Genomic DNA, 21,392 nt, shown 5'->3' on the forward strand with positions numbered 1-21,392 from the left:
TTCGCGCACGGAGACGGCGTGACACGCCCGCCCGCTCGGTCAGCCGTGCGGGCGGGCGTCTGTCGTTCCGCTACGGCAGCAGGTCCGGCCGCACAGCGCGCGTGCGCTCGAGCTGCTGCTCGTGCCGCCACGCCGCGATGGCGCCGTGGTTGCCGGAGAGCAGCACGGGAGGCACGTCGTGGCCGCGCCACGACGCAGGCTTGGTGTAGCTGGGGTATTCGAGCAGGCCGTCCTCGTGGGACTCCTGCACCAGGCTCTCCGGGTTGCCGACCACGCCGGGGATGAGCCTGCCGATCGCCTCGATCATCGCCATCGTCGCCACCTCTCCCCCGTTGAGGACGTAGTCGCCGATGCTCATCAGCCGCACCCTGGCCCGGGATGCCGTGTCGTCGAAGACGCGCTGGTCGATGCCCTCGTAGCGGCCGCATCCGAAGACCAGGTGCTTCTCCTCGGCGAGCTCGCGCGCGATCGACTGGGTGAAGACGTCTCCGGCCGGGGACGGGAAGATCACCAGCGGATCGCCGGGGCTCGCCTCCAGGATGCCGTCGAGCGCCTCGCCCCACGGCTCCGGCTTCATCACCATGCCGGCTCCGCCGCCGTACGGGGTGTCGTCGACCGTGCGGTGCCTGTCGTGGGTGTGGTCGCGCAGGTTGTGCACGCCGAGGTCGATCAGGCCGGTCTGCCTGGCCTTGCCGAGCAGCGAGATGTCGAGCACATCGAAGAACTCGGGGAAGATCGTGACGATGTCGATGCGCATCCATCCAGCTTATGCGAGCGCGCGCCGCTTATTGCGGGACGACGGCGAGCTCCCTGTCCCTGGGCACGAGCGGGGTCGCGATCACCGGGCAGAGCGCCACCGCTGCGAAGGCGAGCGGGTAGCCGAGCAGCGTGATGAGGCCGCCGACCGCAGGGCCCACCACCGACGCCGCCAGGAACTGGCCCGTGTTTTGCGTGCCGAGCGCCCTGCCGGACCAGAACGGCCCGGCGATCTCCGCCACCGAGGTGTACGCCAGTCCGTTGTCCGCCACGGTGACGATCGCCGCGACGATCAGGATCACCGCAGCCCACACCGCGCCGAGCGCCGACGCTGCTCCCATCAGCAGCATCACCACGGCAGCCGCGACGGACACCCAGCGCAGCGGCAGCAGGTGGCTGCCGACCTTGTCGCTCAGCACCCCGACGCCGATGCGCCCGATCGCCCCGGCGAACTGGCTCACGCCGATCACGATCCCGGCGGCGAGGGCGGAGAAGTGCAGCTCGGTCACCAGCCAGACCAGTCCGAACGTCGACACCGTGAACTGCGGAACCACCAGCAGCATCGACACCCCGTGGATGCGCCACAGCAGCGAGGTCTCCTTGTACGGCTTCCACACGGCCAGTGGATGCGCATCCCCTCCCGTCGTCCGCGGAGGCCGGGGCGGGTCGACGATGCCGACGGCGCAGAGCACGGCGGACACGGCGCAGAGCACGGCGGGCACCGCCAGTGCAGCGCCGATCCCGCCCGCCGCGGCGAGCTGCGGGATGGTCAGCGCCGCGACGGCCACGCCGAGCGGCTGGCACATCTGCCGGATGCCCATCGCGAGCCCGCGACGCTCCTTCGGGAACCAGCCGATCACCACGCGCCCGCTGGCGGCGTTGGGGCTCGCCGACGCCATCCCGCCCAGCAGGAACAGCGCGCCGAGGCTGAGGTAGTCGCTCGCGAACATCGCCGCGAAGGCGACGGCGGCGGTCAGCGCGAGTCCGGAGGCGATCACCCAGCGCTCGCCGATCCTGTCGCTGAGCGCTCCCCAGCCGATGAGTGTGATGACCAGCCCGAGGGTCGGTGCGGATGCGAGCAGCCCGGCCTGGGCGAGGCTGAGCCCGCGCTCGGTGTGCAGCAGCGGGATGAGGAAGGCGGGCGTCGACACGAACACGGTGGAGCTGGCCTGGGCGATGACGCCGAACGACAGCATGAGCCACGGTCGCGGGGTGCGTTGTACGGTGGAGGTCACGAGGTATACCCTAGTGGTATACCAAGCCGGTATACCAAAAGGAGTCCCCGCGTGGCTGAGCAAACGACCGTCTACGACCGGCTGCGCGCGCAAATTCTCGACCTCGAACGGATGCCGGGCGCACGCCTGACCGAACGCGGCCTCGAAACCGACCTCGGCGCGTCCCGCACCCCGCTCCGCGCCGCCCTGATGCGCCTGGAGGCCGACGGCCTCGTCGAGCGCGACGGCCGCGCCTGGCAGATCACCCCCATCGACCTCGGCGAGATCGCCCGGCTCAGCGAACTCCGCGACGCCGTCGAGTCCGCTGCGATCCGGCACAGCTGCGCCCGCGCCTCCGACGACGCCATCGAAGACCTCACCACCCGCCTCGGCGCCTTCGACCTGCACCGGCCGAGCGACGACGCGATGATCGCCGGCACCCACTTCCACGTAGAGCTCGCGCAGCTGTCCGGCAACCACTTCTTCGCCGACAGCGTCGACGCGGCCATGACCAGGCTCGCCCGCACCCGCTGGCTCGAAGTGCGCACGGAGGACGCGCGCCGCACCGCCTGGCAGGAGCACCGCGACATCCTCGGCCTGCTTGCCGCCCGGGATGCGGAGGCAGCGGCAGACAGCATCCACCGGCACATCGTCGGCACGCACGAGCGCCTGATGGCGGCACTGGATGCCGACACCCGCACCCTGCGCGCCCGCGGCCTCGCGATCGTGCGCTGACGGCGGGTGCCGGACGCAGAAGAGCCCCGACTCTCGTCGGGGCTCTTCGGGCAATCAGTGCAATGACGGCTGGCGGCTACTCCGCGTCGTTCTCCGGCTCGGCGTCCGTGTCTGCCTCGGCATCCGCGTCGTCGTCGTCCGGCAGTTCTTCGAACAACCCGGCGGGCGGGGTGAGCGTCACCGTTCCCGCCGTCACGTCGACCTCGGGCACGATCGCCTTGACGAACGGCACGAGCACTTCGCCGTTCGCGGTCTTGATCGCGAGCAGGTCTTGCGCAGGAAGGTGGTCGACACGGGCGACGACGCCGACCTTCTGGCCGTCACGGAGGGCATCCAGTCCGACCAGCTGGTGGTCGTACCAGGCGTCCTCCTCGTCGGGGAGCTCTTTCACATCCTGGCTGACCCAGAGGATCGCCTTGATGAGGGTCTCCGCCTCCGAGCGGTCGTCCACGCCGGCGAAGAACGCCACGGCGTGGCCGTTGTACCAGCGCAGTTCGGTCAGCTCGAGCGACTTGCCGTGCCACTTGGATGCGGTCGGCACCTGCAGGGTGAAGACCGCTCCTGGGACGAAGCGCTTCTCCGGCTCGTCCGTGTAGAGCTCGACCTTGATCGCGCCCTTCAGGCCGTGCGCCTTGGTGAGCCGTCCGACCCGCAGCTGGGTCTCATCCGGCCGCGGTGCGGCGTCCTTGCGGGGCAGCTTGTGGTCGGCCACCTCAGTCGTCGACGACGTCGACGCGAACGCGTCGGCCGTCGGCCAGTGCACCGACCAGCGTCCGCAGCGCCTTGGCGGTGCGGCCGGACCGGCCGATGACCCTGCCGAGGTCCTCGGGGTTCACACGAACCTCGAGGACCTCGCCACGGGGCGAACTCTTTGCAACGACGTGCACGTCGTCCGGGTGATCCACGATCCCCTTGACGAGGTGCGCGAGTGCGGGTGCGAGCAAGGTGTTACGCCTTCTCGCCGTCGGCGGCAGCCTCGGTGATTTCCTCGGCCTCGGCAACGACCTCGGCCTCAGCGGCCTCCTCGGCCTCGACCTCTGCCTCGACGACGGCCTCGGCCTCTGCTGCGACAGCAGCGGGCTTCTCCGCCTTCGGCTTGAGGACCGGCTTCTTCTTCTCGTCGGCCTGGAACTCGACCTTGGCTTCCTTGACCTTGACGGTGCTGGTGGCGTTCTTGTCGCCCTTGAACTGGCCCCAGTCTCCGGTGAGCTTGAGGAGTGCGAGGACCTGCTCGGTCGGCTGGGCGCCGACGCTCAGCCAGTACTGCGCGCGCTCGGAGTTGACCTCGATGACCGAGGGGTCCTCGGTCGGGTGGTACAGACCGATCTCCTCGATGACACGGCCGTCGCGCTTGGTGCGCGAGTCGGCGACGACGATGCGGTAGTACGGTGCGCGGATCTTGCCGAGGCGCTTCAGACGGATCTTGACAGACACAAATTCTCCTGTGTGTATGAGTGACGTGACGAACTGTCTGCCGTGAGCGTGGGGGCACACTCGGCAGGAGGTCTATGGTGTTCCACCGCACCTGATTAGAGGGTCGGGTACGAGGGAACTCAACTAGCTATTCTGTCAGATACCGCCGCCCTTTGAACAATCGAATGATCAGGACGCCCACTATGCAGATCGAATTCTCGGAATCCGAGCGTTCCACCGTCGGAATCGAGTGGGAGCTGGCGCTGGTCGACTCGTCGACGGGAGACCTCGTGCAGATCGCCGAGGAGGTGCTCACAGAGCTCTCCGGGCCGGACGGCGAAGAGCACCCGCAGATCACCCACGAACTGCTGATGAACACCGTCGAGCTGGTCAGCCGGGTGCACCGCACTGTCCCGGATGCGGTCGACGACCTCCAGGGGCTGATCGGGCTCGTCCGCGAGGTCATCGACCCGCTCGGCGTCGAGCTGATGTGCGCGGGGACGCATCCGTTCGCCCAGTGGTTCGACCAGAAGGTCACGCCGAACGAGCGCTACGACCGACTGCTCGACCGCACGCAGTGGTGGGGGCGTCAGATGATGATCTGGGGAATCCACGTGCACGTCGGCATCGACGACAGGGAGAAGGCGCTGCCGATCGTCAACGGCCTGCTCACCTACTATCCGCACTTGCAGGCGCTCAGCGCATCCAGCCCGTTCTGGGCGGGGGCGAACACGGGATACGCCTCCAACCGAGCGCTGATGTTCCAGCAGCTGCCGACGGCGGGGCTGCCCTGGCAGTTCGGCAGCTGGGCGAACTACGAGGAGTACGTGCAGGATCTGGTGACGACCGGCGTCGTGACCGACCACAGCGAGGTGCGCTGGGACATCCGGCCGTCTCCGAAGTGGGGAACGGTCGAGATGCGCGCCTGCGACGGGATGTCGACGGCGGACGAGGTCGGCGCCGTCGCCGCGATCATCCACTGCCTCACCGACCGGATGTCCGGCCAGCTGGACGACGGAGAGGAGCCGGTCACGCTGCAGCCCTGGTTCGTCAGGGAGAACAAGTGGCGCGCCGCCCGCTACGGCCTGGATGCGGAGATCATCACCGCACCGGACGGCAGCGAGCGGCTGGTGTCCGACGCGCTGCGCGACCTGATCGTCGACCTCTCCCCCACGGCGGAACGCCTCGGCTGCCTGGCCGAGCTGGAGACGGTCGACGTGATCCTGTCGAAGGGCGCGAGCTACCAGCGGCAGCTGCGGGTCGCAGAGGCGAACGGCGGCAGCCTGCAGGCGGTCGTCAGCTCGCTCACGCACGAGCTGCGCGACGGACTCGACAGGAGCTGACCCTGCCGCCGCTCCACCGGTCGCTGCCCCGCCCGCTCCCCCGCTCAGCATCCTCTGCGAACCGGCAACGTATGCTTTCTGCTGTGCTCGCCCGACCGATAACCCGAATCGCCGCCGCCGCCATCGCCGCCATCGTTCTCACCGTGACCGCAGGATGCACCGCCTTCGCCGGCGGAGCCAGCGTCACGGGAGAGCCGACGCCGGCCCCGACGTCGCAGGCGTCCTCCGACGCGCCCGTGCGCGCCGCCGCCATCGGAGACTCGATCGCGATCGGCAACGGCGTCCCCTCTGACGACGCCTGGCCGTTTCTCGTCGCCGACCAGTTCGGCTGGACGCTCAATGACTTCGCCGACAGCGCATCCGGCTTCATCGCGCCGGGACTCAACACGCACACCTACGAGGCGCAGGTGACCCAGGCGATCGCGCTGCGGCCGCAGGTCGTGCTCGTCGCCGCCACCCGCAACGACACGCTCGGCTCGACCATCGAGCTCAAGCAGACGGCGACGGCACAGCTGCAGAGGCTGCGCACCGCCCTCCCGGACGCGGTCATCATCGGGGTCGGCCCGATCTGGGGTGCCGGCACCCCGACCCCGGCGACTCCGGTGGTCGCGAGCATCGTCCGCAGCGCCGTGCTCGCGGTCGACGGCACCTGGGTGGATGTCGGCCAGCCGTTCCAGAACCGCGCCGATCTGGTGCAGAAGGACAACGTGCATCCCACGACGGAGGGGCAGCAGTTGCTCGCCGGGCTGATCGCGGACAAGATCGCGGCGGCCAGGGTCACGACGAAGTCCGCCAACGCCTCATCGCACTGATTCGCGGCCACCGGATGCGGTCTGCGGCCGCCCGCTGATCGAACCTTCTGAAACACACAGCTTTCACGCAGCTTCCGCCCCTTACTCTCGCTCCGTGCGCTTGTCTACCCGTGGCCTCCGAGTGGCCCTTCTCGCCGCCGCCACGGCTGTCGCCGTCGTCCTCACCGGATGCACGGCCGCCGCACCGCAGGAACCCGTCGCCGGACAGCGCTCGGCCGCGGCGCCCCAGGTCGCGGAGCGTCCCGTCGCCGTCGCGATCGGCGACTCCATCGCGTTCGGCAAGGGCATCCAGCAGGACCAGGCCTGGCCCGCCCTCGTCGCGAAGGTGCACGACTGGCGGCTCACCGACCTCGCCGTCTCCGGCTCCGGCTTCCTGCACCCCGGCTGGAACGGCACGACCTTCCAGCAGCAGGTCGACCAGGCCGTCGCGCTGAAGCCGTCGTACATCCTGATCGCCGCGACCAGGAACGACCGGCTGGAAGACCCGGCGGCGCTCGCTCAGAAGAGCACGGAACTGGTGGGAGCGCTCCGCTCCGCGTTCCCGCGCGCGCACATCATCGGCGTCACCGCCATCTGGGGCTCCGACCAGCCGCCGGCGACCATCACGATGGTCGACGACGCGTTCCGCTCCGCCGTGGAGGACGTGGACGGCACGTTCGTCGACATCGGCTTCCCGCTCGTCGGCCACCCGGAGTGGCTGCAGGCGGACGGCATCCACCCGAACCCGGCCGGTCAGGAGATCGTCGCGAAGGCGATCGAGACCAAGCTCGCGCCGAAGTCCCTCGCGCTGTAGCGCTCGCGCCCTAGCGGCCGAGGAACTTCTGCAGCGAGGCCAGCTCTTCCTCGGATGGGCCACCCTGCTTGCCGGCGCCCGCGCCGCCGCCGAGGCCGAAGCCCGAGCCGCCCTGCGCGCCGGTCGACGGCTTCGCGCCGGAGCTGAGCGCTGCGTTCTCCGCCGCGCGCTTGGCCGGGTTGCCGGAGCGCGAGCCCTTCTTCTTGGGCTGCTGCTTGGCCTTGCCGCCGTAGCTGGCGCCCGGGATCGGACCCATGCCCGGCACATTCGGCACGCCGCCCTTGGCGACGGTCTTCATCATCTTGGCGGCCTGCTCGAACCGGTTGACGAGCTGGTTCACCTCGGTCACTGTGGAGCCCGAGCCCTTCGCGATGCGCAGGCGGCGCGAGCCGTTCAGCAGCTTCGGCGTGGTGCGCTCCGCCTTGGTCATCGACTGGATGATCGCCTCGGTGCGCACGATCTCCTTCTCGTCGAAGTTGTCGAGCTGCTGCTTCATGGCGCCGGCTCCCGGCAGCATGCCCATCATCTTCTTGATGGATCCCATGTTGCGCAGCTGCTGCATCTGCTTGAGGAAGTCGTCGAGCGTGAAGCTGTCCGTCGCGAACTTCTCGGCGACCTTGCGCGCCTCCTCCTCGTCGAAGGCCTCCTGGGCCTGCTCGATGAGGGTGAGGATGTCGCCGAGGTCGAGGATGCGCGACGCCATGCGGTCGGGGTGGAACGGCTCGAAGTCGTCCAGCCCCTCACCGATGGAGGCGAAGATGATCGGGCGTCCGGTGACGGACGCGACGGAGAGGGCCGCGCCACCGCGGGCGTCGCCGTCGAGCTTGGACAGCACGACACCGGTGAAGTCGACGCCGTCCTGGAACGCCTTGGCCGTGGCCACCGCATCCTGACCGATCATGGCGTCGATCACGAACAGCACTTCGTCTGGGTCGACGGCCTTGCGGATGTCCGACGCCTGCTTCATCAATTCGGCGTCGACGCCGAGGCGGCCGGCGGTGTCGACGATGACCGTGTCGTACTGCTTGGTCTCCGCGAACTTCAGGGCGTCCTTCGCGACGCGCACCGGGTTGCCGACGCCGTTGCCCGGCTCCGGGGCGTAGACGGGGACCCCCGCCTGCTCTCCGACGATCTGCAGCTGGGTGACGGCGTTCGGGCGCTGGAGGTCGGCCGCGACGAGCACGGGCGTGTGCCCGTCCTTCACGAGCCACTTCGCGAGCTTGCCGGCGAGCGTGGTCTTACCTGCGCCCTGGAGGCCGGCGAGCATGATGACGGTCGGCGGCTTCTTCGCGAACTGCAGCCTGCGCTGCTGGCCGCCGAGGATCTCGACGAGCTCCTCGTTGACGATCTGCACCACCTGCTGAGCCGGGTTGAGGGCCTTGTTGACCTCGTCGCTCAGGGCGCGCTCGCGCACCTTGCCGGTGAACTCCTTGACGACGGGGAGCGCGACGTCGGCGTCGAGCAGGGCGCGACGGATCTCGCGCACGGTGCCGTCGACGTCGGCCGGAGAGAGCTTGCCCTTGGTGCGAAGGTTCTTGAAGGTATCTGCCAGGCGGTCAGACAGCGATCCGAAAGTAGCCATGATCCAACCAGTTTACCGGGCGGATGCTGTGCGTCAGGATTGCGTGTCGACCGCGACCACGTCGCCCCGGATGTCGAACGACACGGTGAGCAGCGCATCCGTCTCGTCCGGGCTGATCGAGTAGTCGAACGTGGCGAAGACCTCCTCCTCGTCGGAGTGGTCTGGCTGCAGCAGGATGCGCAGCAGCTGCAGGGAGCGCAGCACGTCGACGGCGATGTCGCCCGAGTTGTGGACGAGCAGGTCGAGCAGCGTCTCCCCCAGCTTCTCGACGTGCTCGTCGATGTATGCCACGGTGGCGGACTGGCGCGAGCTCAGCTCGGCGATCAGCGCATCCCGTGCCCGGGCGTCGAACCCGTCGATGGCCTGGATGAGCGCGGCGGCGGAATCCAGGGCGAACTCGGTCACCGCGGATTCGTCGTCGGCCAGCAGGTCGACCTCGACCACCTGCTCGGAGAGGTCGGCGGAGTCGTTCCAGGCGAGCCCACCGGATGCGGTCTCGTCGATGATGCCGAAGTAGTCGTGTTCGATGGCCATGCCCGCGCCCCTAGCCGACCAGCTGCTGAGCGAAGACGTGCGCGGTGAAACCGGTGAGGTCGTTGATGCCCTCGCCCTGGCCGACGAGCTTGATCGGGATGCCCGTCTTCTCCTGCACGGCGAGCACGAAGCCGCCCTTGGCCGAGCCGTCGAGCTTCGTGAGCACGAGCCCGGTGACCCCGGCGTGCTCGATGAACGCCTCCGCCTGGGCGAGCCCGTTCTGACCGGTGGTCGCGTCGAGCACCAGCAGCACCTCGGCGATGGGAGCCTGCTTCTCCACCACCCTCTTGATCTTGGACAGCTCGTCCATCAGGCCGCCCTTGGTCTGCAGCCGCCCTGCCGTGTCGATGATCACGATCTCCGTGCCGTCGTTCTTGGCCTTCTCGACGGTCTGGAACGCGACGGACGCCGGATCCTGGCCCTGCTGCTGCGGGCGGACGATCTCCACCCCTGCGCGCTGTGCCCAGGTGGCGAGCTGCTCGACGGCCGCCGCACGGAACGTGTCCGCCGCGCCGACGACGACGGTGCGGTCGTAGGTGCGCAGGAACTTGGCGAACTTGCCGATGGTGGTGGTCTTGCCGACGCCGTTGACGCCGACGACCAGCACGACGGCCGGGCGGTCGCTCAGCTTGAGCGTGGTGTCGAGCTTGGAGAGGCGCTCTTCGAGGCTCTCGCGGAGCATCCGCTGCAGGTCGGCCGGATCGGTGGTGTGGTAGCGGTCGACCTTGGCGCGCAGGTCGTCGACGATCGCCTCGGTCACATCCGGTCCGAAATCGGCGGTGATGAGCGCCGTCTCGAGGTCGTCCCAGGTGGTGTCGTCGATCGTCTTCTTCGCGAACATGCCGCGGAGCGCGCCGGACAAAGACCAGGGGGTGCGTTCTGCCATAGCTCCCAGCGTAGTTGTTAGCGTGTGACCATGTTCTCTCTCGTGGCGGTGTCGGCGGAGCTCGCCGAGCAGCTGGTGGCGATCGAGACCGGCGGGGACGACGCCGTGCACCAGGCGCGCACCAGGGTGCGCAGGCTGCGGAGCATCCTCGGGGTGTATCGGCGCGCGTTCGAGAAGGACGACGCGAAGCGGCTGCGACGGCGGCTCAGAGTGCTGGGCACGCGGCTGGGCGTGGTGCGCGATCTGGAGGTTCTGGCCGACGCGCTCGATGGGCTGGCGGCCGATCCTGGGCTCGACACACCGACGATGGATGCGGTCGTCGCCTTCGCCGCGGACGCCCGCTCCGCCCACGCCGCCGCCGTCACGCGCCTTGTCTCCGAGTTGAGCGGCAGGAGCGACCGCCGTCTCGTCGCCGACACCGTCTCGTTCGCGGCCGGCCCTCCGCTCAGCAGCCGCGGAGCCGACCACCCGAGGAAGACGGCCAGGAAAGGGCTGCGCCGCGCCGCCCGCCGGGTGACCGCGCCGGCGGACGCCTCGCTGGAGGCCAAGCACACGACCAGGAAGGCCGCCAGGCGCCTACGCTACGCGGCAGAGGCCGTCGCTGACCTGTTCGGCCGGGACGCCGTGCGGCTGGCAGCGGCGGCGGAGGCGCTGCAGGACGCGCTCGGCGACCACCGCGACCTGGTACTCCTCGCCGCCCACCTGCGGCAGAAGGCGGAGGACGCCGACCTGTCGCCCGCTGCGGCGGCCGGGGTGGAGCGTCTGGCCTCCGCCTGCGAGGAGCGCGCCGACGAGAGACTGGCTGGGCTCGACGACCTCGTGGCCGGCGTGGCGGACGCGCTCTGATCCGCTAGGAGGCCTGCTCCTGCGCCACGCGCTGGCCGACCACCGCGGAGACGCCGTCCTGGCGCATCGAGACGCCGTAGAGGGCGTCCGCGATCTCCATCGTGCGCTTCTGGTGGGTGATAACGATGAGCTGGCTCGACTCGCGGAGGTCTTCGAAGATCGTCAGCAGGCGGCCCAGGTTGGCGTCGTCGAGGGCGGCCTCGACCTCGTCCATGATGTAGAACGGGCTGGGGCGCGCCTTGAAGATCGCGATCAGCAGTGCGACGGCCGCGAGCGAGCGCTCACCGCCGGAGAGCAGCGACAGTCGCTCGATCTTCTTGCCCGCCGGCTTCACGGACACCTCGATACCCGTGGTGAGCAGGTTCTCCGGGTCCGTCAGCGAGATGCTTCCCGTTCCTCCCGGGAAGAGGATGGGGAAGACGTAGCCGAACGCCTCCTTGGTGTCCTCGAAGGCCGACTCGAAGATGGTCTGCATCTTCTCGTCGATGTCCTCGATGATCGTCAGCAGGTCTGTGCGCGTCTTGGTGAGGTCGGTCAGCTGCTCGGTGAGGAACTTGTGCCGCTGTTCGAGGGCGGCGAACTCTTCCAGCGCGAGCGGGTTGACGCGGCCGAGCTGCGCCAGCTTCCGCTCGGCGGCGGCGAGGCGCTTCTGCTGCTGCTCCCGGTTGAAGGGGACCGTCTCGCGCTCGGCGTCGCCGTCCTGGCCCGCGTCGCCGTCCTGATCGGAGTCCTCCGCCGCATCCGGCGTGGGCGCGTCGACCGGGATGGGCACCTCCGGGCCGTACTCGGCGACCAGCACATCCTCGACCAGGCCGAGTTCGCTGCCCGCGCGTTCGAGCAGGCTCGACAAGTGCAGCTTCTTCTCGTAGATCTGCAGTTCGAGGCCGTGCACGCTCTCGGTGATGACCTGCAGGCGATCGCGCACCGCGTTCTCCTCGCGGCGCAGCGTGGCGAGCTCGTCGTTCTGGCTCGACCGCTTCGCCTCGGCGGCGGCCAGCTCCACCCTCGCCTGCGCGACGGACCGGTCGACGGAGTCGAGCACGGCGGGAAGCGCCTCGATGACGCCGGTGGCCGCATCCACTTGGCGGCGGCGGATGACGGCGCGGCGGGCGGCCTCCTCGGCGGCGGCGCGCTCGGCGTCCAGCTGCCGGGCGAGCGCCTCTCCCCTGGCCTGCTCGGCACGCACGCGCTCCTTGGCCGTCTCGACGGAGAGCCGGGATTCGACCTCCGCCTCCCTGGCGCCCTCCAGTTCGGCGGAGAGCGCATCCCGTGCGGTCACGTCGAGGATCGGGCGCGGGCGGGACCGTGCCGTCTCCAGTTCCGACTTCGCCTTATCGGCGGCGGCCTCCGCTTCCGCGACGCGTTCCGCGGCGAGCGACAGCGCCGTGCTCAGGCGGTCGAACTCGGCCTGCGACGCCTCCAACTGCACCTTGAGCCTGTTGAGCTGCTCGGTCTGCGCCGCCAGCTTCGCGTCGAACTCGCGGAGCGAGGCGAGCGCGGCCTGCGACTGCTCCTTCGCCACCTGCAGCACACCGCGCTGCTCGGCGAGGGCGAACTTGGCCCTGTCGATCAGGGAGGTGACCTCGCCCAGCCGGTCTGCCGCAGCATCGCGGTCGGCGATCAGCTCGATGCGGCTCTGCTTCGCGCCGGAGCCGCCGCGCAGCACGTAGTCGGTGAGCACCTCTCCGGACTTCGTGATGATCGTCACCGGGCCGCCGAGCTTCCGCTTCGCGAACGCGGCGGACGCCGCCCTGGCGGCATCCAGGTCGTCGGCGATGGCCGTGAACGCCAGGATGCCGAGCACGCCGTCCGGAGCCTCGACCACCGAGCGCGCGGCGACGACGCCCGCGACACCGGACAGGTCGACCTCGGACGCGGACGCGTCGGCGATGATGACCTCCACCCGGCCCAGATCGTCGGACGATGCCTGGGCGACCGCGTCGAACGCGCTCGCCCTGTCGTCGGCGAGCACCGCATCCGCCAGCGACCCGAGGGCCGCGGCGATCGACGCCTCGAATCCGGGATGCACGCGGATGTGCTCGGCGACCAGCCCGCGCACACCCGGCAGCCGCGCGGCGACCAGGGCGGCCGAGCCGTCCTTCTGGTCGAGCGCGGACGACAGCGCGCTGGTGCGCGCCGCGAGGGCGTCGCGCTCGCGCTCCAGGGTGTGCAGCTCCTCGCGGAGGCGCTCGATCTCGCCCTCCGCCTCGAAGACGTCGGCCTGGGCCAGCTCGTACGCCTCGTCGAGGTTGCCCTCGCCGACGTCGGCCGTCGCCGCCTCCGCCTCGCGGGCGGCGAACTCGGCGCGCGCCTTCTCCCGGCGGTCGGTGGCGGCATCCAGGGCGTTCTGCTGACGCAGCACCTCTCCGCGCACGGCCGCGAGTCGCTGCGCCGCCGCGTCGGCCTGGCCGGTCAGCTTGGACAGTTCGAGGTCGTGGCGGGAGACGAGGGCGCTCTGGGCGGCGATCTCGTCGTCGACGGCGTCGAGCCTGCCACGGGCGGACCGGGTGGCGGCCTGCGCGGCGGTCCACGCGGCCTCCGCCTCGGTGACCACGGTGCGGAGCCTGTCGACCTCGTCGCGCGCATCCTGGACCATCTGCTGGCTGACGCTCGGGCCGGCATCCGGTGCGTCGGCCTGGCTGCCGAGCAGCGCGAGCCGCTGGTTGGCCATCGTGTAGAGATTGCGGAGGCGCTCCTGCACGGACTCGAGGCCGAACGCGGTGCGCCGGGCGATGTCGACCTCGTCGCCGACCTGCGCCTGTTCGAGCCGTGCGACCCTCAGCTGCTTCTGCTCCAGCTGCTCCTGCAGAACGATCCGCTCGCTGTGCCGCTCGGACTCCGTGCGGCCGTGGTCGTCGAGCGCCGTGCGCAGCGCCACCACGTCGTCGGCCAGGATGCGCGCCCTGGCGTCGCGAACGACGGCCGCGATCGACTGCGCCTCCCTGGCGATCTCCGCCTGGTGGCCGAGCGGCTTCAGCTGCCGCCTGATCTCCCCGGCGAGGTCGCTCAGCCTGGTGAGGTTGGTCTGCATCGCCTCCAGCTTGCGGAGGGTCTTCTCCTTGCGCCGCCGGTGCTTCAGGATGCCGGCGGCCTCCTCGATGAAGCCGCGCCGGTCCTCCGGGCTGGCGTGCAGCACCGCATCCAGTTGCCCCTGGCCGACGATGACGTGCATCTCGCGGCCGAGTCCGGAGTCGCTGAGCAGCTCCTGCACGTCGAGCAGGCGGCAGGCCGAGCCGTTGATCGCGTACTCGCTTCCGCCGTTGCGGAACAGCGTGCGCGAAATGGTGACCTCGGAGTACTCGATCGGGAGTGCGCCGTCGGAGTTGTCGATGGTGAGGGTGACCTCTGCGCGGCCGAGCGGGCCGCGGGTGGAGGTCCCTGCGAAGATGACGTCCTCCATCTTGCCGCCGCGGAGCGTCTTCGCGCCCTGCTCCCCCATCACCCAGGCGAGCGCATCCACCACGTTGGACTTGCCGGAGCCGTTCGGCCCGACCACGCAGGTGACGCCCTGCTCGAACGCGAAGGTCGTCGGCTGCGCGAACGACTTGAACCCCTTGAGCGTCAGGCTCTTCAGATACACCCGCCGCTCCTCGCTCTCGTCCGTCTACCGCGCCGTCGCCCCAAATTTACCCGACCCGTCCCCTGCTCCCCGCCACCGAACGCATCGAGTCCGAACTTATTCACGCCTGACACCGGCGTGTCGCGTGAACAAGTTCGGACTCGATGGATTGGGAGGTCAGCCGACGCCGAGGTAGGCCTCCTTGATGGCGGGGTTGGCGAGGAGCTCCTTGCCGGTGCCGGAGTGGGTGATGGAGCCGGTTTCGAGGACGAAGCCGCGGTGGGCGCGGGCGAGGGCCTGGTTGGCGTTCTGCTCGACGAGCAGGATGGTCGTGCCCTGCTTGTTGATCTCGGTGATGATCGAGAAGATCTGCTTGATGAACTGCGGGGCGAGCCCCATCGACGGCTCATCGAGCAGCAGCAGCCGCGGCGCGGACATCAGGGCGCGGCCGATGGCGAGCATCTGCTGCTCGCCTCCGGACATCGTCCCTCCCACCTGCGTCTTGCGCTCGGCCAGGCGCGGGAACAGGTTGAACACGCGCTCGAAGTCCGCGTCCATCCCGCTGCGGTCCTTGCGGCCGAACGCGCCCATGTCCAGGTTCTCCAGCACCGTCATGCCGGGGAAGATGCCCCGGCCCTCCGGCGCCTGCGAGATGCCCCGGATCACCCGGATGTGCGCCTTCATCTTCGTGATGTCCTGGCCGTCGAAGGTGATCGACCCCTGCGACGGGTTCAGGATGCCCGAGATCGTCTTCATCGTGGTCGACTTGCCAGCGCCGTTCGCCCCGATGAGGCTGACGATCTCGCCCTCCTCCACCGAGAACGACATGTCGTGGATGGCCTCGATGCGCCCGTAGGAGACGCTCACGTTCTTCAGTTCAAGCAACGTCATCTTCAGGCTCCCCCAGGTAGGCGGCGATCACGCGCTGGTCGTTGCGGATCGCGAGCGGAACGTCGTCGGCGAGCTTCCTGCCGAACTCGAGCACCACGATCCTGTCGGTGACGCCCATCACCAGGCGCATGTCGTGCTCGATCAGCAGCACGGTGTACCCGTCGGCCCTGATCGTGCGGATGAGGTCCATCAGGTCCTCTTTCTCCGCGGGGTTGAAGCCGGCGGCCGGCTCATCCAGGCAGAGCACCTTCGGGTCGGTCGCGAGAGCGCGCGCGATCTCGAGCCTCCGCTGGTAGCCGTACGGCAACTGGCGGGATGCGGTGCTCGCCAGGTCGGCGATGCCCACGAACTCGAGCAGGGCCATCCCGCGTTCGATCGCCGACTTCTCTTCGCGGATGTGCCGGGGCGACCGCACCAGGGCGCCCGGCACGGAGGTGCGGTGCCTGGCGTCCAGACCGACCACCACGTTCTCGAGCGCGCTCATCTCGCCGAACAGGCGGATGTTCTGGAAGGTGCGCGCCAGGCCGAGGCGCGTGATCTGGTGCTGCTTCTGCCCCTTGATCGACTTGCCTTCCAGCAGCACGTCGCCGCTGGTCGGCTTGTACACCCCGGTCATGGCGTTGAAGCAGGTGGTCTTGCCCGCACCGTTCGGGCCGATCAGCCCGAGGATCTCGCCGCGCTTGATGTCGAAGCTCACGTCGTCGAGGGCGAGCAGGCCGCCGAACTTGACGGTGAGGTTCTTCACCTCGACGAGCTTGTCGCCCACCTCCACCGCGATGTCGCGGTCGGGGGCGGCCGCAGCCGCGACGTCGAGGTCGACGTCCAGGTCGGCGAGGGCCGCCTGGTCTGCGCCGTCCGGAAGGTCGGCGCCGGCGTCGGCACCGGCATGTGCGTTGGCGTCTGTCATGATGCGCCTCCGTTCGGCGTTGCTGGCGGTGTGGTCGGCGCGCTCGGCGTCCTCGGTGTGCTACCCGTCGCCGGGGGCGCCGGTTTGCTCACCAGATACCGGTATGCGTTGCGGCCGTAGGCGAGCAGGCGCTGCTTGGCGGGCACGAGACCCTTCGCCCGGAAGATCATCAGCACCACCAGGGCGACGCCGAAGATCAGGTACTTGTAGTCGGCGATGGCGGTGAAGCGCAGCGGGATGTACGCCACGATCGCACCACCGAGCAGGGCTCCCACCTTGTTGCCCGTACCGCCGAGGACCACGGCGGCGAGGAACAGGATCGAGGTCTGCACGTCGAACTTCTGGTTGTTCACGAAGCCGACCTGACCGGCGAACAGTGCTCCGGAGAGCCCGCCGACCGCCGCGCCGATCGCGAACGCCCACACCTTGTACTTGAAGGTCGGGACGCCCATGATCTCTGCGGCGTCCTCGTCCTCGCGGATGGCGATCCAGGCCCGGCCGACGCGGCTGCGCTCCATGTTGCCTACCAGCAGCAGCACGATGATGATGATCGTCAGCGTCAGCCAGTACCACGGGATGCCGTTCGAGTTCGAGAAGATCGGGATGCCCTTGGCATCCTCTCCCGGCGGGTGCCCGACGTTCTGGAAGCCGACCTGACCCTTCAGCGCCGGGATGATCGTGGCCAGGATGCGCACGATCTCACCGAAGCCGAGCGTCACGATGGCGAGGTAGTCACCACGCAGGCGCAGCGTCGGCACGCCGAGCACGACGCCGAAGATCATCGCGACCGCCATCGCCACCGGAATCGTCCAGAGGTACGGGATCTTGAGGAACGGCGAGTCCGGACTCGTCAGCATCGCCGCGGTGTACGACCCGACCGCGAAGAACGCCACGTAGCCGAGGTCGAGCAGACCGGCGTAGCCGACCACCACGTTCAGGCCGACGGCGATCAGCGCGTACACGGCCATCGCGAAACAGGCCAGCGGCCAGTCGTTGCCCGGCTCCGTGGTCAGCGGGAAGAAGTTCAGGTACGGAAGGGCGAAGGCGAGAGCCACCACGATGAGCATCCACAGCCACTGGATCTGGCGTGGCAGCCCGTTCCAGCGGTCGCGGAAGCCCTGGAGGGGCCCGCCCCTCTTGCGCTTGGCCTCCGCAGCATCCAGTGCCTGCTCGCTGCGCGCATCCGGGAGCACCCGGGGTCCGTCTGACGTGCTCATGCTCTGCTCCTCCCCAGTGAGGTACCGAGGATTCCCGTCGGCTTGACCAGCAGCACCAGCACCAGCACCACGAAGGCGATGACGTCTGTCCACTGGGAGTCGCCCAACAGGATCTGTCCGTAGTTTCCGATCAATCCGAGCAGAAGTCCACCCAGAAGCGCTCCGCGCACGTTGCCGATGCCGCCGAGCACCGCGGCGGCGAACGCCTTGATGCCGAGCACGAAGCCGCCCGTGTATATGACACCGGATGGCACGAGCATCACGTAGAACAGGGCAGCTGCACCGGCGAGGATGCCGCCGAGCACGAACGTGATCACGATGATCCGTTCCTTGTTCACGCCCATCAGGGTCGCGGTGTCCGGGTCCTGGGCCACGGCGCGGATGCCGCGGCCGGTGCGGGTGCGCCGGATGAACATGTCGGTCAGGATCATCAGCACGACAGCGGCCACCACGATGATGATCGACTGGCTGTTGATGATGGTGCCGAACACGTCGAACACCGGGATCGGCTTGAACATCGTCACCGCAGGCTCGGCGTTCGCGCCACGGATCACGAAGATCAGCGACTGGATGGCGAACGACGCGCCGATGGCGGTGATGAGGAACGCCAATCGTGGCGCATTGCGTCTTCGCAACGGCCGGTATGCGATCCGTTCGAGCAGGAACGCGGTGACCGCGGACGCCACCATGCCGACGAGCAGGGCGAGGAGGAGGTCACCGATGATCGCCGCGAGCGACAGGTTCGGGATGGAGGGGCCGAAGCCCAGCGAGGTGAGGGTGATGACGACGCCGTACGCGCCGACGATGAACACCTCGGAGTGCGCGAAGTTGATCAGGTTCAGCACACCGTAGACGAGCGTGTACCCGACGGCGATGAGGCCGTAGATGGCCCCGAACGTGAGTCCGTCGAAGGTCGCGCCCCAGAAGTTCTGTATCAGGGAAGGGACATCGAAGTTGATCCAGGAGTTGTCGATGACCGGGTGGAGGACAAGGGTTTCGAGCATTCAGGCATCCAGATCGAACAGGAAGGGATCGTACGTGATCCGGTCGGAAACGGACAGGTGGGACGACGGATGCGGCGGGCGGCGCGGGAGGCCGCCCGCCGCATCCCTTTCTATGTCGCGCTATCCGATGGTTCCGATCGGGACGATCTTGCCGCCCTCGACCTTGTACCCGTAGACGGTCGGCGCCTGCAGCTCACCCGTGGAGTCCCACTTGTAGTGCTTGCTCAGCCCGTCCTTGTCGTAGGACTTCACAAAGTCCTTGAGGTCGGCACGGGTGGTCTTGCCCTGGTCGATGCCGGACAGGAGCACGGTCGCCGCGTCGTAGCCCTCGATGGAGTACGTGCCGGGCTCGGCGCTCGCGAGCGTCTTGTACGCCTTCTCGAAGTCCGGGATCAGCTCGCCCGGGATGCAGGGGCAGGTGAAGTACGCGTTGCTGGATGCGTCGCCGGCCAGCTTGATGAACTGGTCGTCCTTCACGCCGTCCGGTGCGACGAACGTTCCCTCGAAGCCCTTCGCGACCAGCTGCTGGTCGAACGGAGCACCCTCGGCGTAGTAGCCCGAGTAGTAGACCGCGTCCGGCTTGGCGTTGATGATCTTCGAGACGACGGCCGAGAAGTCCTTCTGGCCGGTGGTCACCTTGTCGGTTCCGACGAGCGCGTCGCCGAGAGCCTTCGAGGTGGTGGTCGCGAGGCCGATGCCGTAGTCGGAGTCGTCCTGGACCAGGTAGACCTTCTTGGCTTCGAGCTTGCCCGTGAGGAACTTCGCGGCAGCAGGACCCTGCACCGCGTCGTTGCCGAGGCCACGGAAGAAGGTCGTCCAGCCGTTCTTCGTCAGGTCCGGGTTGGTCGCGGACGGGGTGATGTGCACCAGCCCCTGCTGCTCGAAGATGTTGCCGGTCGCCTTCGACTCACCCGAGAACGGGAGGCCGATGACGCCGACGATGTCCGCCTCGTTGACGGCCTGCGTGACCGGGCCGGTCGCCTTGTTCGGGTCGCCCTCCGTGTCGAACTTCTTGAAGCCGACCTGGCAGCCCTTGTTGGCCTCGTTGTGCTGGTTGATCGCCAGCTGGATGCCGTTGTAGATGTTGATACCGAGCTGGGCGTTCGGGCCCGTCTCCGCTCCGACATAGCCGATGGTCAGCCCAGCGGCACAGGTCGCCTTTCCGTCACCGGCGGGGAGGACGGCGTCCTTCGGGGTGTCGATCGAGGTGATGGCCGGAATGTTGACCTTCGAACTCGAGTTTGTCGATCCCCCCGTGGACGCCTGGTTGGCGCACCCCGCCAGGAACAGCGCGGCTGACGCTGCAACAGCCGCACCGATGATGACTTTCTTTCGTAGCATCTCTTGCCTCTCGACGTGAAATTCGTAACGAAGCGGCGTGGTTGCCTCTTCGCACCACGAATATGTGTGTCGAGAGTACATGCATTGCAACTAATCGCAACGCACTTTCTTACGGAGATTTACACGATCGAAACCAAATCGGCTCGGCCTGTTCACGGCGACGAGGCCGGGTTAGGCTCGGGAGCACTCGGTTCGCGCAACCGGCGAGGAGGCGATGGATGCTCGGTGACGGCCACGTCACGATCGTGCGGATTCCCCTGCCGGAGCGTCTCGGCACTCCCGAATCCGCGGCCTTCGAAGAGCTGGTGTCCGTGATGAACGGGATCGCCGTCTCGCTCTGGGGCAACGACGATTTCGTGTACACCGCCGAGGCCGAGCTGGCGTCGTTCCGCGCGCAGGAGTTCCACGAGAAGCTGCTCTTCGCCGCGGTGCTCGACGGCGCCGTCGTCGGGCGTGTCGTCGCCGACTTCCCTCTGGAGGAGGACGCGGTGACGGCCACGCTGCTCGTCGACGTCGCCCCCGCCGTGCGCGGCCGCGGGATCGGGGCGCTCCTGCTGGCGAAGGGCGAGGAGCTGGCGGCGGACGGCGGGAGGACGGCGGTGTCCGCGTACACCGAGCATCCGGCTGCCACGATCCGGCCGGGCGGCGACGTCGTGCGCGCCTCCGCGGGAAGCAGCGGGCTGCCGGCGGACTCCCCCGACGTGCGCTTCGCCCTCTCCCACGGCTACCGGCTCGGCCAGATCGAACGGTCGAGCGAGCTGACGCTTCCGCTCGACCCCGGCCGCGCCGCCGCCCTGCTGGCGGACGCCGTCGACCACTCGCGCGACTACCGCACGATCAGCTGGTGGCGGCACGCCCCGGACGAGCTGGCCTCCGCCTTCTCCGCTCTCAAAGAACGGATGACGGTCGACGTGCCGCACTCCGGGATCGCCCTCGACGACGAAGCCTGGACCCCGGAGCGGGTCCGCCGCCACGAGGACGAGCTAATCGAGCGCGGAGAGCCGCTGCTCGTCACGGTGGCCCAGCACATCCCGAGCGGCGAGTTGGCCGCGTACACGGAGATCGCGGTGCCGGACGACGGAGACAAGGCGGAGCAGTACGACACGCTGGTGGCCGCCGCGCACCGCGGGAAGCGGCTCGGCACGCTGGTGAAACTCGAGAACCTGCGCAGGCTGTCCGACCTGGCCCCGCGCATCCACCGGCTGCTCACCTGGAACGCCGACGAGAACGCGCCGATGCTCGCGGTCAACGACGCCTTCGGCTTCCGCCCGCACGCCCTCACCGGCAACTGGCAGAAGACCCTGCGCTAGCGGGCCCGGCTCGCCCCATCCCGTGCCCACGCAAACTCCGTCCGAACGGAGTTCTCGCTTCTCCCGCCCGATTTCTCCGCTCCAACGGAGTCTCCGGCGGCGTGTCGCACAGATCCTCCGGTTTTGCGCTTGAGCGGAGATCCCGGCCGACACGCCGCCGGTTTCTCCGTTGGAGCGGAGATTCGGGAGGTGCTGGCCGTTATCTCCGCTTGACCGGATCCTGATGGGGATGAGGCTGTGGCGTGGGGG

The 21,392-nt window shown here is 68.8% G+C and carries 20 protein-coding genes; 6 read left to right on the forward strand and 14 right to left on the reverse strand.

The genetic code is table 11. The features are described from left to right. Window positions 1-70: 70 nt before the first annotated feature. Together trmD and B7438_RS05725 are read right to left on the reverse strand one after the other, a co-directional pair. A complete protein-coding gene (gene trmD / locus B7438_RS05720) occupies window positions 71-757 on the reverse strand; it encodes a tRNA (guanosine(37)-N1)-methyltransferase TrmD (protein ID WP_085368582.1) in 687 nt (228 codons plus the stop codon). A gap of 28 nt (window positions 758-785) precedes the next feature. Continuing rightward, entirely contained in the window at window positions 786-1,952 is a 1,167-nt protein-coding gene (locus B7438_RS05725; RefSeq protein WP_085368583.1) for an MFS transporter, read from the reverse strand. 90 nt (window positions 1,953-2,042) lie between these two features. Here B7438_RS05725 and B7438_RS05730 point away from each other — a divergent pair, with 90 nt between their 5' ends. Further along, window positions 2,043-2,705, forward strand: a complete 663-nt coding sequence (locus B7438_RS05730; protein ID WP_085368584.1) for a GntR family transcriptional regulator — start codon at window positions 2,043-2,045, stop codon at window positions 2,703-2,705. 76 nt (window positions 2,706-2,781) lie between these two features. Here B7438_RS05730 and rimM read toward each other — a convergent pair whose 3' ends face one another. The 3 genes from rimM to rpsP are packed head-to-tail and all read right to left on the reverse strand — an operon-like array spanning window position 2,782 to window position 4,139. Continuing rightward, complete coding sequence (gene rimM / locus B7438_RS05735; protein ID WP_085368585.1) at window positions 2,782-3,417, reverse strand: ribosome maturation factor RimM; 636 nt, start codon at window positions 3,415-3,417, stop codon at window positions 2,782-2,784. 1 nt (window position 3,418) lies between these two features. Continuing rightward, the gene (locus B7438_RS05740) at window positions 3,419-3,649 is read right to left on the reverse strand and encodes an RNA-binding protein (RefSeq protein WP_055893072.1); all 231 of its coding nucleotides are present in this window, start codon (window positions 3,647-3,649) and stop codon (window positions 3,419-3,421) included. Window positions 3,650-3,653: 4 nt separating this feature from the next. Then, a complete protein-coding gene (gene rpsP / locus B7438_RS05745; protein WP_085368586.1) occupies window positions 3,654-4,139 on the reverse strand; it encodes a 30S ribosomal protein S16 in 486 nt (161 codons plus the stop codon). A gap of 182 nt (window positions 4,140-4,321) precedes the next feature. On the opposite strand from rpsP, the gene B7438_RS05750 reads away from it, so the two are divergent. From B7438_RS05750 to B7438_RS05760, 3 genes are all read left to right on the forward strand, one after another. Continuing rightward, a complete protein-coding gene (locus B7438_RS05750; protein WP_085368587.1) occupies window positions 4,322-5,461 on the forward strand; it encodes a glutamate--cysteine ligase in 1,140 nt (379 codons plus the stop codon). Window positions 5,462-5,544: 83 nt separating this feature from the next. After that, window positions 5,545-6,273 (forward strand): SGNH/GDSL hydrolase family protein, encoded by a 729-nt coding sequence (locus B7438_RS05755; protein WP_256921878.1) that lies wholly within the window; start codon window positions 5,545-5,547, stop codon window positions 6,271-6,273. A gap of 94 nt (window positions 6,274-6,367) precedes the next feature. Beyond that, entirely contained in the window at window positions 6,368-7,066 is a 699-nt protein-coding gene (locus B7438_RS05760; protein ID WP_143465643.1) for an SGNH/GDSL hydrolase family protein, read from the forward strand. Between the two features lie 10 nt (window positions 7,067-7,076). On the opposite strand, the gene ffh is transcribed toward B7438_RS05760, so the two are convergent. The 3 genes from ffh to ftsY are packed head-to-tail and all read right to left on the reverse strand — an operon-like array spanning window position 7,077 to window position 10,068. Continuing rightward, window positions 7,077-8,648, reverse strand: a complete 1,572-nt coding sequence (ffh, locus tag B7438_RS05765) for a signal recognition particle protein (protein WP_085368589.1) — start codon at window positions 8,646-8,648, stop codon at window positions 7,077-7,079. Between the two features lie 33 nt (window positions 8,649-8,681). After that, window positions 8,682-9,182 (reverse strand): DUF2004 domain-containing protein, encoded by a 501-nt coding sequence (locus tag B7438_RS05770; protein ID WP_085368590.1) that lies wholly within the window; start codon window positions 9,180-9,182, stop codon window positions 8,682-8,684. Between the two features lie 10 nt (window positions 9,183-9,192). Continuing rightward, a complete protein-coding gene (gene ftsY, locus B7438_RS05775; RefSeq protein ID WP_085368591.1) occupies window positions 9,193-10,068 on the reverse strand; it encodes a signal recognition particle-docking protein FtsY in 876 nt (291 codons plus the stop codon). A 30-nt stretch (window positions 10,069-10,098) separates the two neighbouring features. Here ftsY and B7438_RS05780 point away from each other — a divergent pair, with 30 nt between their 5' ends. Further along, entirely contained in the window at window positions 10,099-10,914 is an 816-nt protein-coding gene (locus tag B7438_RS05780) for a CHAD domain-containing protein (RefSeq protein ID WP_256921879.1), read from the forward strand. Between the two features lie 4 nt (window positions 10,915-10,918). Here B7438_RS05780 and smc read toward each other — a convergent pair whose 3' ends face one another. The 6 genes from smc to B7438_RS05810 form a co-directional block, all read right to left on the reverse strand. Then, the gene (gene smc, locus B7438_RS05785) at window positions 10,919-14,494 is read right to left on the reverse strand and encodes a chromosome segregation protein SMC (RefSeq protein WP_085368593.1); all 3,576 of its coding nucleotides are present in this window, start codon (window positions 14,492-14,494) and stop codon (window positions 10,919-10,921) included. Between the two features lie 156 nt (window positions 14,495-14,650). After that, complete coding sequence (locus tag B7438_RS05790) at window positions 14,651-15,358, reverse strand: ABC transporter ATP-binding protein (RefSeq protein WP_373270190.1); 708 nt, start codon at window positions 15,356-15,358, stop codon at window positions 14,651-14,653. Further along, the gene (locus B7438_RS05795; protein WP_085368595.1) at window positions 15,351-16,271 is read right to left on the reverse strand and encodes an ABC transporter ATP-binding protein; all 921 of its coding nucleotides are present in this window, start codon (window positions 16,269-16,271) and stop codon (window positions 15,351-15,353) included. The genes B7438_RS05790 and B7438_RS05795 overlap by 8 nt, the downstream gene beginning before the upstream one ends. After that, complete coding sequence (locus tag B7438_RS05800; RefSeq protein WP_085368596.1) at window positions 16,268-17,488, reverse strand: branched-chain amino acid ABC transporter permease; 1,221 nt, start codon at window positions 17,486-17,488, stop codon at window positions 16,268-16,270. Before B7438_RS05800 ends, B7438_RS05795 begins: the two co-directional genes overlap by 4 nt. Beyond that, complete coding sequence (locus B7438_RS05805) at window positions 17,485-18,492, reverse strand: branched-chain amino acid ABC transporter permease (RefSeq protein ID WP_085368597.1); 1,008 nt, start codon at window positions 18,490-18,492, stop codon at window positions 17,485-17,487. The genes B7438_RS05800 and B7438_RS05805 overlap by 4 nt, the downstream gene beginning before the upstream one ends. Before the next feature lie 120 nt (window positions 18,493-18,612). Beyond that, a complete protein-coding gene (locus B7438_RS05810) occupies window positions 18,613-19,833 on the reverse strand; it encodes a branched-chain amino acid ABC transporter substrate-binding protein (protein WP_085368598.1) in 1,221 nt (406 codons plus the stop codon). Window positions 19,834-20,051: 218 nt separating this feature from the next. On the opposite strand from B7438_RS05810, the gene B7438_RS05815 reads away from it, so the two are divergent. Then, the gene (locus B7438_RS05815) at window positions 20,052-21,143 is read left to right on the forward strand and encodes a GNAT family N-acetyltransferase (protein WP_085368599.1); all 1,092 of its coding nucleotides are present in this window, start codon (window positions 20,052-20,054) and stop codon (window positions 21,141-21,143) included. Window positions 21,144-21,392 lie beyond the last annotated feature (249 nt).

It is taken from the genome of Leifsonia sp. NCR5 (genome assembly GCF_002105485.1).
GTDB lineage: Bacteria > Actinomycetota > Actinomycetes > Actinomycetales > Microbacteriaceae > Leifsonia.

Coding starts and splice junctions, on each gene's coding strand:
- trmD (WP_085368582.1), bottom strand. CDS start 757: ATGCGCATCGACATCGTCACGATCTTCCCCGAGTTCTTCGATGTGCTC.
- B7438_RS05725 (WP_085368583.1), bottom strand. CDS start 1,952: ATGCTGTCGTTCGGCGTCATCGCCCAGGCCAGCTCCACCGTGTTCGTG.
- B7438_RS05750 (WP_085368587.1), top strand. CDS start 4,322: ATGCAGATCGAATTCTCGGAATCCGAGCGTTCCACCGTCGGAATCGAG.
- ffh (WP_085368589.1), bottom strand. CDS start 8,648: ATGGCTACTTTCGGATCGCTGTCTGACCGCCTGGCAGATACCTTCAAG.
- B7438_RS05770 (WP_085368590.1), bottom strand. CDS start 9,182: ATGGCCATCGAACACGACTACTTCGGCATCATCGACGAGACCGCATCC.
- ftsY (WP_085368591.1), bottom strand. CDS start 10,068: ATGGCAGAACGCACCCCCTGGTCTTTGTCCGGCGCGCTCCGCGGCATG.
- B7438_RS05780 (WP_256921879.1), top strand. CDS start 10,099: ATGTTCTCTCTCGTGGCGGTGTCGGCGGAGCTCGCCGAGCAGCTGGTG.
- B7438_RS05795 (WP_085368595.1), bottom strand. CDS start 16,271: ATGACAGACGCCAACGCACATGCCGGTGCCGACGCCGGCGCCGACCTT.
- B7438_RS05800 (WP_085368596.1), bottom strand. CDS start 17,488: ATGAGCACGTCAGACGGACCCCGGGTGCTCCCGGATGCGCGCAGCGAG.
- B7438_RS05805 (WP_085368597.1), bottom strand. CDS start 18,492: ATGCTCGAAACCCTTGTCCTCCACCCGGTCATCGACAACTCCTGGATC.
- B7438_RS05810 (WP_085368598.1), bottom strand. CDS start 19,833: ATGCTACGAAAGAAAGTCATCATCGGTGCGGCTGTTGCAGCGTCAGCC.
- B7438_RS05815 (WP_085368599.1), top strand. CDS start 20,052: ATGCTCGGTGACGGCCACGTCACGATCGTGCGGATTCCCCTGCCGGAG.